This is a genomic window from Methylotenera sp., from assembly GCF_029945705.1.
GTDB lineage: Bacteria > Pseudomonadota > Gammaproteobacteria > Burkholderiales > Methylophilaceae > Methylotenera.
Map to the genome: position 1 here is coordinate 43,327 of NZ_JAQSDC010000053.1, position 16,552 is coordinate 59,878.

18 protein-coding genes are annotated in these 16,552 nt (G+C 41.9%); 1 reads left to right on the forward strand and 17 read right to left on the reverse strand.

Annotated features, from left to right (window positions below; genetic code table 11):
* Nucleotides 1–4: 4 nt before the first annotated feature.
* The 3 genes from PSU78_RS11675 to ettA all read right to left on the reverse strand — a co-directional run bounded on the left by PSU78_RS11675 (nucleotide 5) and on the right by ettA (nucleotide 2,828).
* Nucleotides 5–685: a hypothetical protein gene (locus tag PSU78_RS11675; protein WP_300388192.1), complete on the reverse strand. Its 681-nt coding sequence runs from the start codon at nucleotides 683–685 to the stop codon at nucleotides 5–7.
* An 82-nt stretch (nucleotides 686–767) separates the two neighbouring features.
* Nucleotides 768–1,127: a hypothetical protein gene (locus PSU78_RS11680; protein ID WP_300388194.1), complete on the reverse strand. Its 360-nt coding sequence runs from the start codon at nucleotides 1,125–1,127 to the stop codon at nucleotides 768–770.
* 36 nt (nucleotides 1,128–1,163) lie between these two features.
* On the reverse strand, nucleotides 1,164–2,828 hold the full coding sequence (ettA, locus tag PSU78_RS11685; protein ID WP_300388196.1) for an energy-dependent translational throttle protein EttA: 1,665 nt from the start codon (nucleotides 2,826–2,828) through the stop codon (nucleotides 1,164–1,166).
* A gap of 142 nt (nucleotides 2,829–2,970) precedes the next feature.
* Here ettA and PSU78_RS11690 point away from each other — a divergent pair, with 142 nt between their 5' ends.
* Nucleotides 2,971–3,516, forward strand: coding sequence for a YaeQ family protein (locus PSU78_RS11690; protein WP_300388198.1), 546 nt, complete (start codon nucleotides 2,971–2,973; stop codon nucleotides 3,514–3,516).
* Between the two features lie 11 nt (nucleotides 3,517–3,527).
* On the opposite strand, the gene PSU78_RS11695 is transcribed toward PSU78_RS11690, so the two are convergent.
* The 14 genes from PSU78_RS11695 to PSU78_RS11760 all read right to left on the reverse strand — a co-directional run bounded on the left by PSU78_RS11695 (nucleotide 3,528) and on the right by PSU78_RS11760 (nucleotide 16,521).
* On the reverse strand, nucleotides 3,528–4,154 hold the full coding sequence (locus PSU78_RS11695; RefSeq protein WP_300388200.1) for an adenylate/guanylate cyclase domain-containing protein: 627 nt from the start codon (nucleotides 4,152–4,154) through the stop codon (nucleotides 3,528–3,530).
* 18 nt (nucleotides 4,155–4,172) lie between these two features.
* Nucleotides 4,173–6,005 carry a glutamine--fructose-6-phosphate transaminase (isomerizing) gene (gene glmS, locus PSU78_RS11700; RefSeq protein WP_300388202.1) on the reverse strand — a complete coding sequence of 611 codons (1,833 nt, stop codon included), beginning with the start codon at nucleotides 6,003–6,005 and terminating at the stop codon, nucleotides 4,173–4,175.
* 23 nt (nucleotides 6,006–6,028) lie between these two features.
* Nucleotides 6,029–7,399 carry a bifunctional UDP-N-acetylglucosamine diphosphorylase/glucosamine-1-phosphate N-acetyltransferase GlmU gene (gene glmU, locus PSU78_RS11705; RefSeq protein WP_300388204.1) on the reverse strand — a complete coding sequence of 457 codons (1,371 nt, stop codon included), beginning with the start codon at nucleotides 7,397–7,399 and terminating at the stop codon, nucleotides 6,029–6,031.
* A gap of 123 nt (nucleotides 7,400–7,522) precedes the next feature.
* Nucleotides 7,523–7,948, reverse strand: coding sequence for a F0F1 ATP synthase subunit epsilon (locus PSU78_RS11710; RefSeq protein WP_300388206.1), 426 nt, complete (start codon nucleotides 7,946–7,948; stop codon nucleotides 7,523–7,525).
* A 72-nt stretch (nucleotides 7,949–8,020) separates the two neighbouring features.
* Entirely contained in the window at nucleotides 8,021–9,460 is a 1,440-nt protein-coding gene (gene atpD, locus PSU78_RS11715; RefSeq protein ID WP_300388208.1) for a F0F1 ATP synthase subunit beta, read from the reverse strand.
* A gap of 55 nt (nucleotides 9,461–9,515) precedes the next feature.
* Nucleotides 9,516–10,382, reverse strand: coding sequence for a F0F1 ATP synthase subunit gamma (gene atpG / locus PSU78_RS11720; RefSeq protein WP_300388210.1), 867 nt, complete (start codon nucleotides 10,380–10,382; stop codon nucleotides 9,516–9,518).
* A gap of 31 nt (nucleotides 10,383–10,413) precedes the next feature.
* Nucleotides 10,414–11,955 (reverse strand): F0F1 ATP synthase subunit alpha, encoded by a 1,542-nt coding sequence (gene atpA, locus PSU78_RS11725; protein ID WP_013149442.1) that lies wholly within the window; start codon nucleotides 11,953–11,955, stop codon nucleotides 10,414–10,416.
* A 47-nt stretch (nucleotides 11,956–12,002) separates the two neighbouring features.
* Nucleotides 12,003–12,539: a F0F1 ATP synthase subunit delta gene (locus tag PSU78_RS11730; RefSeq protein ID WP_300388213.1), complete on the reverse strand. Its 537-nt coding sequence runs from the start codon at nucleotides 12,537–12,539 to the stop codon at nucleotides 12,003–12,005.
* Nucleotides 12,540–12,548: 9 nt separating this feature from the next.
* Entirely contained in the window at nucleotides 12,549–13,019 is a 471-nt protein-coding gene (locus PSU78_RS11735) for a F0F1 ATP synthase subunit B (protein ID WP_300388215.1), read from the reverse strand.
* Between the two features lie 70 nt (nucleotides 13,020–13,089).
* On the reverse strand, nucleotides 13,090–13,356 hold the full coding sequence (gene atpE / locus PSU78_RS11740; protein ID WP_013149445.1) for a F0F1 ATP synthase subunit C: 267 nt from the start codon (nucleotides 13,354–13,356) through the stop codon (nucleotides 13,090–13,092).
* Between the two features lie 70 nt (nucleotides 13,357–13,426).
* The gene (gene atpB / locus PSU78_RS11745; RefSeq protein WP_300388218.1) at nucleotides 13,427–14,245 is read right to left on the reverse strand and encodes a F0F1 ATP synthase subunit A; all 819 of its coding nucleotides are present in this window, start codon (nucleotides 14,243–14,245) and stop codon (nucleotides 13,427–13,429) included.
* 50 nt (nucleotides 14,246–14,295) lie between these two features.
* Complete coding sequence (locus PSU78_RS11750) at nucleotides 14,296–14,670, reverse strand: ATP synthase subunit I (protein ID WP_300388220.1); 375 nt, start codon at nucleotides 14,668–14,670, stop codon at nucleotides 14,296–14,298.
* 182 nt (nucleotides 14,671–14,852) lie between these two features.
* Nucleotides 14,853–15,743: a ParB/RepB/Spo0J family partition protein gene (locus PSU78_RS11755; RefSeq protein WP_300388222.1), complete on the reverse strand. Its 891-nt coding sequence runs from the start codon at nucleotides 15,741–15,743 to the stop codon at nucleotides 14,853–14,855.
* Nucleotides 15,736–16,521, reverse strand: a complete 786-nt coding sequence (locus PSU78_RS11760) for an AAA family ATPase (RefSeq protein WP_300388224.1) — start codon at nucleotides 16,519–16,521, stop codon at nucleotides 15,736–15,738. The genes PSU78_RS11755 and PSU78_RS11760 overlap by 8 nt, the downstream gene beginning before the upstream one ends.
* Between the last annotated feature and the right edge of the window lie 31 nt (nucleotides 16,522–16,552).

Genomic DNA, 16,552 nt, shown 5'->3' on the forward strand with positions numbered 1-16,552 from the left:
CTTTTTATTTGAGCAATAAGTCAAATAATTTTTTAGGTGTTAGTTTTTCAGGCTTGCTAATTTCAGGTTCGCTAGATTGACCTTTAAGTTTGTCTAATCGTAATAATTCATCCATTTCAGCTTTATCTTTTGCATTTTTTTCTTCCAACTCTTTATTAGCTTTTTCATCAGCGGCTGCTCTCTCAAAGAAATCTCGCTGCTCTGGCGACATACTGTCAAACTTCTCATGCCTGCCTTTCTCCATGGCTTCATCAATTTTTTGCATCCGTAATTTCTCAGCATCCGCTAAATCTTGCTGCTTTTTCTCATATTTAATCCGTCCTTCAGGTGTGCTACGTAAATTACTTTCAGTAATTAAGTCGTAGCAAATTGAATCATTCTCCATTACGCCAACACTATCTGCCATAACTACATATCTTACAGTCTGATAGCCGCCATACGCTCCGTACTTATTTTTACCATTAAAAGTAGCACATCCCATTTTGCCATCTTTGGATATTGTAATATCTCGCCATCTCAAAGCCTTTTCGTCAAATGAAGACATTTCTATGGATTTTTTTATATATTTATTCGTTAATTTAAAGTTAGCATTAGCTTCTGGTTCAGCTTGAACTGAGCTGGAAATAATAACTGTGGTGAGCAGGCAGGAAACATTCAGTGCTGTTTTTATTGTTATATAGTTCATTTTTCTATCTTTCTGATAAATTTTAATGTAAAAAGTAAAGGCTTGCGGTAGCGAGCCTTTAGAGATGGGTTGTATGTTGAATTCAGTACTCGTTACCTATCCAATGGTAGGAGCTGACAAGCCCAGCTTTACCAGCTATGAAGGTCCGCTTGTCATCAGCCAAAACACGCTTGACTAGCCACCCCAAGTCCTTGGCGGCATCCTCAGACGCCGATTCGGCGTCTTTTCCAGCGTCGATATGCTTATCGTAGAGTGCTTGCAGGGGAGTACCCGCCCAATCAGTATTTGTGCCACCCATTAGGTCTCGTACAGCGAATGGTTCACCAGCGCGGTTTTTGACCCAGCAATAGATGGCACCTTGCATAAAGGTTCTGATTCGGGATTTTTCGTTATCAGAAATGCCATGCACCTCTCTAAGCTCTGAATGTTCAGTAAATGCCATATGTGATTCCTTTCAGTTGTATAGTGATATAAATGCCTAGCGCGTAATAGGCTTATAACGAATACGTTTAGGTTTAGCGCCTTCTTCACCCAAGCGTTTGCGTTTATCAGTTTCATACTCTTGATAGTTACCGTTAAAAAATGTCCATTGTGATTCGCCTTCTGCGGCTAGAATGTGTGTCGCAATACGGTCTAAGAACCAGCGATCATGTGAAATCACCAATACGCAACCAGCAAACTCTAGTAAGGCATCTTCTAGCGCACGTAAGGTTTCCACGTCTAAGTCGTTTGACGGCTCATCTAGCAGCAACACATTGCCGCCTGAAATAAGCGTTTTAGCCAAGTGCAAGCGGCCACGTTCACCGCCTGAAAGTTGACCAACGATTTTTTGCTGATCACCGCCTTTAAAGTTAAAGCGACCAATGTAAGCACGTGATGGTGTTTCGTAACGACCGACGGTAAGAATATCTGAGCCACCTGAAATTTCGTCAAATACCGTTTTAGCATCGCTCAACGCATCGCGGCTTTGGTCAACATATGCCATTTTCACTGTTTGACCGATGTTCACTTCACCACTGTCGGGCGTTTCTTTGCCTGTAATCATTTTAAACAGCGTTGATTTACCTGCGCCGTTTGGGCCAATAATGCCGACAATCGCGCCTGCTGGCACACTGAAGCTCAAATTATCAATCAATAAACGGTCTTTAAAGGCTTTGCTGACGCCGTTAAACTCAATGACCTGATCACCTAAACGCTCACCTGCGGGAATGAATATTTCCTGCGTTTCATTACGTTTTTGATATTCGGCACTGGCTAACTCTTCGTAGCGGGCAATACGTGATTTACTTTTTGCTTGACGTGCTTTTGGGTTTTGGCGCACCCACTCCAACTCGGTATTCAATGCTTTACGACGTGAAGATTCTTGCGATTCCTCCAGCGCCAAACGTGCTTGCTTTTGGTCTAGCCAGCTTGAGTAATTGCCTTTCCATGGAATACCATGGCCGCGATCTAACTCTAAAATCCATTCCGCTGCGTTATCAAGGAAGTATCGATCATGCGTGACCGCCACCACAGTACCTGGAAAGCGCACTAAGAACTGTTCTAACCATTCCACAGACTCTGCATCCAAATGGTTAGTTGGCTCGTCTAGTAGCAGCATATCTGGCTTAGAAAGCAATAGTTTACATAAAGCCACACGGCGCTTTTCACCGCCTGATAGTGGGCCAATTTTTGCATCCCAAGGTGGTAGGCGCAGCGCATCTGCGGCTATCTCTAGTTGTGTGGTTAAGTCACTGCCGCTTGCCGCAATAATGTTTTCCCACTTGGCTTGCTCTTCAGCCAACTTATCAAAATCTGCGTCTGGCTCTGCATAAGCCGCATATACCGCCTCTAACTTGGCTTGCGCCTCCATTACTTCACCCATGCCTGATTCAACTTCTTCACGCACGGTTTTTTCTGGGTCTAATTGTGGCTCTTGAGGCAAATAACCAATTGTCATATTAGGTTGCCATTGCACTTCGCCCTCAAACTCTTTATCCACGCCTGCCATAATGCGTAGCACTGTAGATTTACCTGAACCATTTAAACCCAACAAACCAATTTTTGCGCCAGGGAAAAAAGATAAAGAAATATCTTTAATAATGGTCTTTTTAGGAGGAACGATTTTGCTCACACGGAGCATAGACATGACATATTGAGCCAAAATAAAACCCTTTTTTGTTTTGCTAAAATAAAAAATGAAAGCTTAACAGAAAGCCAGCATGCTTGCTCGCTCTCAGTCATTCAGGACTAATTGGTGATGATAATGTAGGTATAATGTGCCAACGATAAAAGGCTCAGATTAAATGGCAATTAAATCCACAATTTATAAAATCGATCTGCAAGTTTCAGATATGGATCGTAATTACTACCAGCAACATAATTTAACCATCGCTAAACATCCGTCAGAAACCGATGAGCGCGTGATGGTTCGGTTAATCGGCTTTGCCATGTATGCCAATGAAGCGTTAACATTCGGCAAAGGCTTAAGCGATGATGAAGAGCCGGATTTATGGCAAAAAGACCTGACTGGCGCCATTGAGTTATGGATGGATGTTGGTTTACCTACAGAAAAAGATATTCGCAAAGCGGCAGGGCGTGCCAAGCAAGTAGTGGTAGTGCTTTACGGAGGGCGAGTGGCTGATATGTGGTGGGCGGCTAACAGCAAAGCCTTACTTAAAACCAACAACCTCACTGTGATTAATCTACCTGAAACAAAAGAGCTAGCAAGTATTGCAGAGCGTGGCTTTAATATCAGTTGCACCATTCAAGATGGGCAAATGATGGTGGGGCATGACGGCGGTACTTTAGACATTACCCCTGTGATTTTGAAAGAACCGAGTACTTACTAACTCAGCTCTTTCTAATTGAGAATCACTTTATAAGCAGAATTTGCACCAGCAGGTGCATGCTCTAGCTTTTGATAAGTCACCCCAGAAAAATCTGCGCAAGCTTGCTGAAATGCCCCTGTCACCAAAGTTTCACCTTGTTTGGCAACATCTTCACCCAGCTTACAGGCCGCATTCACTTCAGCACCAAACACTTCAGTATTCCCTACACGCAAAATCTTACCAAAACCCAAACCTACGCATAAATGGACTCTTTCCTGCTCCAGTTTAGCTTCGTTGTAGGGAACTAAAATTTGCTGCATCACAAGTGCGCATTGCAAAGCTTTCTGTGGCTTACGAAAAATGACTAAAAAAGAGTCGCCATCTGTTTTAAGCAAAAAACCTTCATGCTGCTCAATCACTGGTAATAACAAACGCTCAGATTCGTAAATTGTCTGCAAAAAATGAATGATGCCATACTCCGCAACTCGGCGAGAAAACCCCGCCAAATCAGTCATCATCACACACCATTCCTCACCAAACAAATCCCAAATACGCTGATCTATTTCCGCTTTATTGGCCTCTGGCAATAATCTTTGCGCAATTAGGTCATATAAGCGACTTTCAGAATTTCGCATGGCAGTTTTAGAGCTGTGACTCATATGTTGCCTCGTTTAGTTCTATTCAACCGTCACAGATTTTGCCAAATTTCTTGGCTTATCTACATCAGTGCCCTTAATTAATGCCACATGATAGGCTAACAACTGCACTGGAATAGTGTGCAATATAGGGGAAAGCACGCCTACATGGCGCGGGGTACGGATGACATGCACGCATTCACTTTCGGCAAAATGACTATCATCATCTGCAAATACAAAGAGCTCACCACCACGCGCTTTTACTTCTTGCATGTTAGATTTCACTTTTTCTAACAAGGTGTCATTTGGCGCAATGACTACCACGGGCATATCACTATCAACCAACGCTAAAGGGCCATGTTTAAGCTCACCTGCAGGATAAGCTTCAGCGTGAATATACGAAATTTCTTTAAGCTTAAGTGCACCTTCTAAGGCGATAGGATAGTGTATCCCACGACCTAAAAACAGTGCATGGTGTTTATCAGCAAAAGCTTTTGCCCACTCACGTATTTGTGGCTCTAAATTCAGCGCGTGCTGCACGCTACCACCTAATTGCCTCAGCGCTGTTAGATAGTCTTGTTCTTGTGCCTCATTTAGCATGCCGCGTTGTTTAGCTAATGTGGCAGCTAAGGTGAACAAAGCCACCAATTGCGTGGTGAAGGCTTTGGTGGAAGCTACACCTATTTCTGCCCCAGCACGTGTGTAGAACACTAACTTTGAGGCACGTGGAATGGCGCTTTCTTGCACGTTACAAATCGATAGCGTGTAGTGTTGGCCTAATGATTTAGCGTGCTTAAGCGCTTCCATAGTGTCTAATGTTTCACCTGACTGTGAAATAGTGACTATTAATTGCTTTGCGTTTGGCACAGACACTCGGTAGCGATATTCACTGGCAATTTCAACATTAGTAGGTATTTTTGCAATACTTTCTAACCAATATTTAGCAGTTAGCGCTGCGTAATAGCTTGTTCCTGCAGCAAGTATTAGTATGCTATCCACTTGGCTAAAAACATCACTAGCTGAGTCACCAAACAGTACGGGGGAAAAGCTATTATCATCGATTAATGCTTCTATCGTATCTGTAAGTGCTTTAGGCTGCTCGTGTATTTCTTTTTGCATAAAGTGCGCATACGGGCCAAGCTCCATGCTGGCGAGCGACACATCACTCATGTGAATTTTACGTTCTACAGTATTGCCATCATTACCGAAAATTGTAACGCCATCTCGACGTATATCAGCGACGTCTCCATCTTCAAGGTAAATCACTTTGCGCGTGACTGAAAGTACAGCTGACACGTCAGATGCAATGAAGTTTTCATTTTCACCCAAGCCTATTAATAAAGGGCAACCTTGGCGAGCTGTAATCATGTGTTCAGGTTCTTTAACTGAAATGACACTAATCGCAAATGCGCCTGTCAGTTCAGCTACCGCCATTCTGGTTGCGGCTAGCAAGACTAAACCTTGATTGTGGTAAAAGTGAATAAGGTGAGCAATCACTTCGGTATCAGTTTGCGAAGTAAACTGATAGCCAAGTTTCATTAATTTATCACGCTGTTCATTGTGATTTTCAATAATGCCGTTATGAACCACGGCAATTTCGTCTTTTGATACATGTGGATGCGCGTTGTTTTCAGTTACGCCGCCATGTGTTGCCCAACGCGTGTGACCAATACCAACCTGCCCACTTAGGCTTATCTCTAGCGCTTTATCTGTCATGGCAGACACTCGACCTACAGCTCTAACTCTCTCTATACCACCATTATTTAAAACTGCAATACCTGCAGAATCGTAACCGCGATATTCCAAACGACTTAAACCCTCGATAAGTGTTGAAACCACATTTCTATTTGCAACTGCGCCTACAATGCCACACATAAAGTTAATTCTTTCTAAATTAGCTACTTTTGAATCTTGGAAGGTCGCTTCCAACCTTTAATCGATTTTTGATCTTTTGACCGGCAAAACGTGAGCTGATCGGCAGGTGCGTCCTTAGTAATTGTTGATCCAGCTCCTATTGTTGCGCCTTTACCTATAGTGATAGGTGCAATTAGTTGTGTATCAGACCCAATAAATACATCATCCTCAATATTGGTGCGGTGCTTATTCGCACCATCGTAATTACAAGTAATCGTTCCAGCGCCAATATTCACTTGTTTGCCTACGGTAGTATCGCCCACATAACTTAGATGATTAATCTTGCTACCTACATCAACTTGCGAATTTTTGAGCTCTACAAAGTTACCAATATGCGTGTCTGCAGCCAGTGTAGTACCTGGGCGCAATCTTGCAAATGGGCCAATACGGCTGTTTTCACCAATCTCAGTGTCATCTATATGTGTAAACGGTGCGATTTGAGCACCAGCCTTTATAGTTGCATTTTTGATGACACAGTTTGCTGAGATTTTTACGTTATCACCTAAATTAACATCACCTTCAAACACGCAATTAACATCAATCTCTACATCTTTGCCACAGCTTACCGACCCGCGCACATCTAGACGAGCAGGATCTTTTAACGTCACACCTTGTAGCAGTAATTTTTGCGCAATACGTGCTTGATACACTCGCTCTATAGCACTTAAATCTGTTTTAGAATTAATACCTGTCACTGACCACTCATCATCTGTCATTTCTGCAACAACTTCTACACCCTGTTGCACAGCCAGCGCCACAATATCAGTCAGATAATATTCGCCTTGCGCATTGTTATTGGTCAGTTGTGATAACCACTTTGTTAAATGCATATTAGGCATTGCCATAATGCCAGTATTGACTTCAACGATATTACGCTGCGTTACTGTTGCATCTTTATGCTCGACAATCGCTATTACATTTTGATTATCAGCTCGCACAATGCGACCGTACCCAGTGGGATCAGCTTTATTAAAAGATAGAATCGCCAACTTATTATTGGCTTGCTCAATTAAGGCTTTACAAGCTGCTACATCAACCAGAGGAACATCACCCAGCATTACTAACGACTGTGCATCAATATCTAAGAAGGGGAGAGCTTGTTGCACAGCATGACCTGTACCAAGCTGTTCTACTTGGTTTACCCAAGTAATATTTTCAAGCAAAAATGCTTCACGAACAACTTCGCCACCATAGCCATACGCCACAATTATTTTGCTTGGATTTAGCATTTTCGCACAGTCAATCACATGCGCTAATATCGACTTTCCACCTATTGCATGCAAGACTTTAGGTGTATTAGAGTGCATGCGAGTACCTTTACCCGCTGCAAGAATAATGATATTAAGTGGCATCATAACTTTAAAAACTTTGTGACTTTCGCATGGCTAAAGTATAACAAAAAAGGCAGCCTGAGCTGCCTTTTTGCTGGTGTTAACTTACTAGCGTTAAGTAATATAGCACCGAATTGATTATTGCAATTAGTGCTTAACGTTACGTAGTCGCTCAATTGCTTGAATCTGTGCAATCGCCTCAGACAATTCAGCCTGTGCTTTTGCATAATCAATGTCTGAAGTACGATTTTTCATTGCTTCTTCTGCAGCGGCTTTTGATGCAAGCGCTTTAGCTTCATCTAAATCGTGACCACGCACTGCTGTATCAGCCAAAACAGTAATTAAACCTGGTTGAACTTCTAACAAACCGCCAGAGATAAAAATCAAAGTTTCTTCAGCAGAATCAGATAGCTTGATACGTAATGCACCAGGTTTAATTGTAGTGACCATTGGTGCGTGATGAGGGTAGATACCAACCTCACCTGTACTTGCTGGCACTACAACAAACTCAGCTTCACCAGCAAATATGCTAGCTTCTGCACTTACTACATCGATATGTACAGTATTTGCCATATTTTTCTCTATACTTTATTAAATTTTACTAAGTTAACTTGATATTAAATTGCATTTATTAAAATCATTGGCTTAGTTTAAAGTTTTGGCTTTTTCTACTGCTTCTTCAATGCCACCTACCATGTAGAACGCTTGCTCAGGCAAGTGATCGTATTCACCAGCAACAATCGCTTTAAAGCCTTTGATTGTTTCTTTTAGTGGTACATATTTACCTGGCGCGCCAGTAAACACTTCAGCTACGTGGAATGGTTGTGACAAGAAACGTTGGATTTTACGTGCACGGCCAACAGCTAATTTATCTTCTGGTGACAATTCGTCCATACCCAAAATAGCGATAATGTCGCGAAGTTCTTTATAACGTTGTAATGTCTGTTGAACAGAACGGGCAACGTTGTAATGCTCCTCACCAACTACCAATGGGTCTAATTGACGTGATGTTGAATCTAATGGATCAACCGCTGGGTAGATACCTAAAGATGCAATGTCACGTGAAAGAACAACTGTTGAATCCAAATGTTGGAAAGTTGTCGCTGGTGATGGGTCAGTCAAGTCATCCGCAGGTACGTAAACCGCTTGGATAGAAGTAATTGAACCTGTTTTAGTTGAAGTAATACGCTCTTGTAAACGGCCCATTTCGTCAGCTAGCGTAGGTTGGTAACCCACAGCTGATGGCATACGACCTAACAATGCTGATACTTCAGTACCGGCTAATGTGTAGCGGTAGATGTTATCAACGAAGAACAACACGTCACGACCTTCGTCACGGAATTTCTCAGCCATTGTCAAACCAGACAAAGCTACACGTAGACGGTTGCCTGGTGGTTCGTTCATTTGACCGAACACCATCGCTACTTTTGATTCTTTCATGTCGTCAAGTTTAATAACGCCAGCTTCTGCCATCTCGTGGTAGAAGTCGTTACCTTCACGAGTACGCTCACCCACACCTGCAAACACTGATAAACCTGAGTGTTGTTTTGCAATGTTGTTAATAAGCTCAAGCATGTTCACTGTTTTACCTACACCAGCACCACCGAACAGACCAACTTTACCACCTTTAGCAAACGGGCAAACTAAGTCAATCACCTTGATACCTGTTTCTAACAAGTCAACAGAAGGAGATAACTCTTCAAAAGTTGGCGCTTTTTGGTGAATCGCGCGACGCTCGTCACAATCAATTGGACCAGCCTCATCAATTGGGCGACCTAATACATCCATAATACGACCCAAAGTACCTACGCCGACTGGTACAGTAATTTGATCGCCTGTTGATTTGAATGATGTACCACGTGCGAGACCATCTGAAGAACCCATGGCAATGGTACGTACAATACCGTCGCCTAATTGCTGTTGCACTTCAAGTGTCAAGCCTGCTTCAGCATTGCTTGTAGCATCGTCAATAATTAACGCTTCAAATACTTTAGGCATTTGATCGCGTGGAAATTCAACGTCCACCACAGCACCAATAATTTGCACTACTTTACCTATTTTAACACCTACGTTCGCTGTACTCATTTTTTATATCCTATTCAAGCTAATCTGTTGAATTGTAATTTAATTCTTAAAAATACTATGATACCGCTGCCGCGCCGCCGACGATTTCTGAAATCTCTTTGGTAATGGCTGCTTGACGTGCTTTGTTGTAAACCAGTTTCAAATCACCAATCACTTCTTTCGCATTGTCAGAAGCTGACTTCATTGCCACCATACGCGATGATTGCTCTGAAGCCATATTCTCTGCCACTGCGTTATACACTAATGATTCGATGTAACGTGTCATCAATTGATCAACTACTGGCTTAGCTTCAGGCTCGTAAATATAATCCCAATGACCTTTAGGACTACCTAGTTGCTCACCACTCAATGGTAACAATTGCTCCATCACTGGCTCTTGCTTCATGGTATTGATAAATTTAGTATAGCTAATATAAAGTTGGTCAATCTCGCCAGCTTCATACATATCCAACATCACTTTGATCGTACCGATTAAAGTCTCTAAATGCGGCACATCGCCTAAACCAATAATGTGTGACTTAACATTAGCCCCAACACGGTTCATGAAGCCAAAACCTTTGTTACCAATTGCACTAACTGCAATCGCTTTACCTTCAGATTCCCAATTTTTCATTTGGTTAACTGATAGACGCAACATATTAGTATTTAAACCGCCACATAGACCTTTATCTGAGCTCACCACAATCAAACCAACATTTTTAACAACGTCACGTTTAACTAAATATGGGTGTTTATACTCTGGGTTTGCAAATGAAAGATGCGCAGCAACGTTACGAATTTTCTCGGCATACGGACGGCTTGCGCGCATTCTATCTTGCGCTTTACGCATTTTAGAAGCGGCAACCATTTCCATCGCTTTTGTGATCTTGCGAGTATTTTCTACCGACTTGATCTTGGTTCTAATCTCTTTACTACCAGCCATTTTTAATCCTAAAAGTGATTAGTAAGCGCTATTAATATGCATTAGTAGCTTTGAAGTCCTGAATTGCGGCTTCAACTGCTTTTTCGTTATCGCCAGCTAAATCTTTGCTAGACTCAATGCCTTCCATCAATTTAGCGTATTTAGAGCCCATGAAACCGTGTAATGCGTTTTCAAAAGCTAACACTTTATTGGTTGGAACATCATCGAAATAGCCTTTGTTAGCTGCTAACAAAGTAATCGCCATTTTAGAAACACTTAATGGAGCGTATTGCGCTTGTTTCATCAACTCAGTAAACATACGACCGCGGTCTAATTGTTTACGTGTTGCTTCATCCAAATCAGAAGCGAACTGCGCGAACGCAGCTAATTCACGGTATTGCGCTAAAGCTAAACGTACACCGCCACCCAATTTCTTGATGACTTTAGTTTGAGCAGCACCACCCACGCGAGACACTGAAATACCAGCGTTAATCGCAGGACGAATACCAGCGTTGAACAAGTCAGTTTCTAAGAAGATTTGACCATCGGTAATTGAAATCACGTTAGTTGGAACGAATGCAGAAACGTCACCAGCCGCAGTTTCAATCACTGGCAAGGCAGTCAATGAACCTGTTTTGCCTTTAACAGCGCCGTTTGTGAATTTTTCAACATAATCTTCGTTAACACGAGCAGCACGCTCTAATAAACGTGAGTGAATGTAGAACACGTCACCTGGGTAAGCTTCACGGCCTGGTGGACGGCGTAATAGCAATGAAATTTGACGATAAGCAATCGCTTGTTTTGTCAAATCATCATAAACGATCAATGCATCTTCACCGCGATCACGGAAGTATTCGCCCATCGTACAACCAGCATATGGTGCTAAGAATTGTAATGCAGCTGAATCAGAAGCTGTAGCAGCAACAACAATGGTGTAAGCCAATGCGCCGTTTTCTTCTAATTTACGTACCACGTTAGCCACTGTAGAAGCCTTTTGGCCAATCGCAACGTAGATACAGGTCATATTTTGACCTTTTTGATTGATAATCGCATCAATCGCAACTGCAGTTTTACCTGTTTGACGATCACCAATAATCAATTCACGTTGACCACGGCCAACTGGAACCATTGAGTCAACTGATTTCAAACCTGTTTGCACTGGTTGTGAAACTGATTTACGTGCAATCACGCCTGGTGCAACTTTTTCAATTTTATCAGTCATTTTTGCATTAACTGGGCCTTTACCATCAATTGGTTGACCTAGTGCATTGACAACGCGACCGATTAATTCTGGACCCACTGGCACTTCTAAAATACGACCTGTACATTTACAAATGTCGCCTTCAGTAATATGTTCGTAGTCACCTAGAACAACCGCACCTACTGAATCACGCTCTAAGTTAAGCGCCAAACCGAATGTGTTGCCTGGGAACTCGATCATCTCGCCAGCCATCACGTTTGAAAGACCGTGAATACGAACGATACCATCTGTTACTGAAATTACTGTACCTTGAGTACGCGCTTCAGCTGAGGTAGAAAAATTTTCTAATCTGCTTTTAATCAGTTCACTGATTTCTGATGTAGATAACTGCATTTTGACTCCTAATAATTTTCTTTGCCTAAATTATTCTTTGCTTAGGCCTAAGCTGAAAGCGTGTACGCTAAATTTTGTAACTGACCTTTGACAGATGCGTCTATCACGGTATCGCCAACAATAATTTTAATGCCGCCAATCAATTCTGAATCTACAGAAACACTGGCTTCAATCTTTTTACCGAACTTAGCTTCTAAACGTTTTACCAAGTCTTTGACTTCTGCAGCACTAGGTTTTGCAGCGGCAATAATTTGCGCATCCAAAGTACCTTCGTCTAGCGCTTTAAGCTCTTCAAACGCTTCAGTAATTGCAGGCAAAATAGGCATACGTCCATACTCAACCAACACTTTAATCAAGTTTTGACCTTGTTCGTTAAGCTTATCGCCACACACCTTTAAAAAAGTGTCCTGCAATTCGCTGTTGACTACTTTTGGGTCTTGAATGAAAGCTTGCATCTGCGCATCGCTAGCGACTGCAGAAACAAAACCCAACATTTCAGACCATTTAGCTAACGACTTTTGTTCGCGACCTAATTTATAAGCAGCAACTGCGTAAGGCCTTGCGATGGTTGATATTTCAGCCATGTCTTATCCTTAAAGTTCTGCTGCTAGTTTAGATAACATTTCACTGTGTGCTTTTGCGTCAATTTCTTTACGCAAGATTTTTTCTGCACCAGCAATTGCTAGCGCAGACACTTGTGAACGAAGACCTTCTTTAGCGCGGTTTACTTCTTGGTCGATTTCAGCTTTAGCGCCAGCTAAAATACGGTCGCCCTCAGCTTTAGCGTTACCCTTAGCTTCTTCAACGATTTGTGAACCACGTTTTTCAGCCTGGCCAATAATCTCACTCGCTTTTTGTTTGGCTTCAGTCAATGTCGCTTCTGATTTCTTAGCTGCAATGTCTAAAGCACTTCTGCCTTCTTGAGCTGCTGCCAAACCATCAGCGATTTCCTTTTGGCGTGTTTCAATCGCTGATAACAGCGGTGGCCAAACGAATTTCACTGTGAACCAAATCAACACAGCAAATGCAATAGCTTGTGCGATAAGTGTAAAGTTAATATTCATTACTTACTCCAATATTTAAGTCGTTTAATTTGCGCTAAATTTAAGTAGCGCCAAATTATTTATAAGCTAATTACTTAGCTACTACACTTAATAATGGGTTAGCAAATGCAAACATCATCGCTAGACCAACGCCAATAATGAAAGAAGCATCGATAAGACCTAAAAGCAAGAATACTTTACCTTGCAATTGTGGAATCATTTCTGGTTGACGAGCTGCGCCTTCTAAGAAGCTTGCGCACATAATACCAATACCGATACAAGCACCCGCAGCGCCTAAACCAATAATTAAACCAATACCAACGCCTGTGTAGGCTTGAATCATTGCTAATGCATCCATTTTATTACCCTCTCAAAAATTAAACTTACCACTAAAACTACTAAAAAAATAAACTACTAAAAACTTTGAATTAATGTGACTCGTGTGCCATTGATAAATAAACCACTGTCAACATCATGAAAATAAACGCTTGTAATGCCACGATTAAAATATGGAATATTGACCAACCAGCACCTAGAATTGCACCGAAGATTGTGCCTGAAATACCTGTGGCAGCCCACATACCGAGCAATAAGAAAATAACCTCACCGGCATACATATTGCCGAATAGTCGTAATGAGTGTGAAAGTGGTTTTGACACGTATTCAATCAAATTGAATAGGAAGTTCAAAGGTAAAACCCAGAATTTAGTGCCGAATGGCGTGTAGAAAAGTTCATGAATCCAACCACCAAAGCCTTTAACTTTGATCGAGAAGAATATCATCAAGAACCAAACCGCTAAAGCCAATGCGAAAGTTGTATTGATATCTGAAGTAGGGACACTACGCCAGTGCTCCAAACCCAATGGCGCGTATACAAAATGATGCATCACATCTACAGGTAAAAAGTCCATCGCGTTCATGGCTAGTACCCATAAAAATACTGTTAATGCTGTTGGAGCGATGAAGCTGTGGCGGTTGCCATGGAATATATTTTTTACTTGATCATCCACAAAACTAAAAATCAGCTCTACAAATGCCTGGCCTTTTGAAGGTACGCCTGCGGTTGCACTGCGCGCTACCCACCAAATTAAACCCATCACTACAATACCTAGCAATACAGACATAATAAAACTGTCGTAATTTAACATCCAAAAGCTACCGTCACCTACCGGTTGCGAGTTAAAAGTTAAATGATGCGTAATATATTCAGAAGGGGTGAGTGCTTTTTCTGCTTGTTCTATAGCCATAATCTATTATTTACTTTAATTAAATTCGTTTAAATTAAATTTTTAACTTACTAAACTTTTAGTTTGCTTAAGGCGGCACCTGAAAAAAGTGCTGCTGCTGCCAAACCTGCAATAAGCGCAAATGGCACTAATTGTTGATAAAACTTAAATATAACTACCAATAACACGATAATTATTAAAATCTTGGTGGCTTCAGCTTTCAATAAATTGACTAGTATCGCTGTCGCATCTTGTTCATTTTCGCCACGTTTTGCTACTGCAACTGCCGCACAAGCACCTAACACTACGCTCGCACCACCTAATATTGCTGAAACGCAAGCATGCAAACCCGACACAAATAACGCTACGATAGCAACGCAAACCGTAGCAACTAGTTGAATTTTAAGCATTTTGCTAAATACATCTGATGTGTTTGATGTTGACAATTGCTTAAACCCAGTTTCTGAAAGCTAGTTAAATTTGACGCTTATTATTTTTACGTTTTACTACTGTTTTTGCGCTTTTTACATGCTCTATACAGCAAAGACCGCGATTTTGAATTATTACCGATTTTTAGTCAAGGATTAAGTGACAAGCATTTACATTTTGTTTAAGCAAAATGAAACACTTAGCGCGAGATTCTGCTCACTATTTCATCTAATTGATCTAAATTTGTATAGCTTATTTTTAAAGTACCGGCGCCTTTTGCACTTGCTTTTATACTAACTGCTGCTCCTAACTTATCGCTTAATGCTTCTTGCAGCCTTAAAACATCATGATTTAAAGGCGTTTTATGTATTTGTTTTTGTGGTGCTTCAGCGTTTGTAGACTCTAGATTTTTGACTAGATTTTCAACTTCGCGGACAGATAAATTATTTTGTACAATTTGTGTTGCGAGCATAACTTGCTGCGCTCCCTCTAAGCCGATCAACGCACGCGCATGACCCATATCCAACTTGCCATACATCAACATATCTTGTACAGGGGCGCATAAAGTGAGCAAGCGTAATAAATTTGAAACTGCGACGCGCGAGCGGCCAACGGCTGCAGCCGCTTTTTCGTGCGTCATATCAAATTCATCAATCAGTCGCTTAATCCCTTGCGCTTCTTCTAGGGGATTTAGGTTTTCACGTTGAATATTCTCGATTAACGCCATTGCCAATGCGGCTTCATCGGCGATTTCACGCACTAATACTGGCACTTCTTCCAAGCCCGCTATTTGGCTAGCACGCCAACGGCGCTCACCTGCAATGATTTCGTAATGATCATCATCGCCATATTCATTCGGCAGGTGACGCACCAAAATCGGCTGCATAATACCTTGTGATTTTATTGAAGCAGCTAAAGTCTGCAAGGCGGCATCATCCATATAGCTACGTGGTTGATATTTACCAGGCTGCAATTGCGATACTTTGAGCACCAAAAGTGAGTCAGCCTCACCAACGCTACCCATATCGCCCGCAAGCAAACTATCCAACCCGCGACCCAAGCCTCTATTTAAGCCTTTTAACTTAGCCATGTTTTTTATCACTCCGCATTACTTCTTTTGCTAATTCTAAATACGCCACCGCGCCTTTTGAGGCTTTATCATAATTCAACACTGGCACGCCGTAGCTGGGCGCTTCGGCTAAACGAATATTGCGCGGAATAACGGTTTTGTAGACTTTATCGCCAAAATGGCTGATGAGTTGCGCCGACACTTGCTGAGCCAGCATATTGCGATTATCGAACAAGGTGCGCAGCAAACCTTCAATTTCCAGGCTTGGATTCAAGCGTGCACGTACTTTTTTGATGGTGTTCACTAAGTCAGATAAACCTTCCAAAGCGTAATACTCACATTGCATCGGAATCATCACCGCGCTAGAAGCGGTGAGCGCATTGACTGTGACCAAATTCAGGGCAGGGGGGCAATCCAACAATACAAAATCATAAGGTGCGGCTTCTTCAGCAGCTACCAACTTTGCAATCGCCACTTTTAAGCGGTTTTCACGCGCCAGCTCATTGACCAACTCAACTTCAGCACCCGCTAAATCACGGTTTGAAGGTGCAATATCAAAACCGCCTTTTTCACTGGTTAAAATCACCTCTTTAAGCGACTTTTCACCAATCAGCACATGATAAATACTGAACTTTAAGTGCGCTTTATCTATGCCGCTACCTGTACTGGCATTGCCTTGCGGGTCTAAATCAATGAGCAAAACGCGCTTACCTAAACTTGCCAAACTAGCAGCTAAGTTCACGCAAGTGGTGGTTTTACCTACACCGCCTTTTTGATTAGTGATTGCTAATATTTTCATTATTTTCTTATAGATTTATCAGAATAAAATT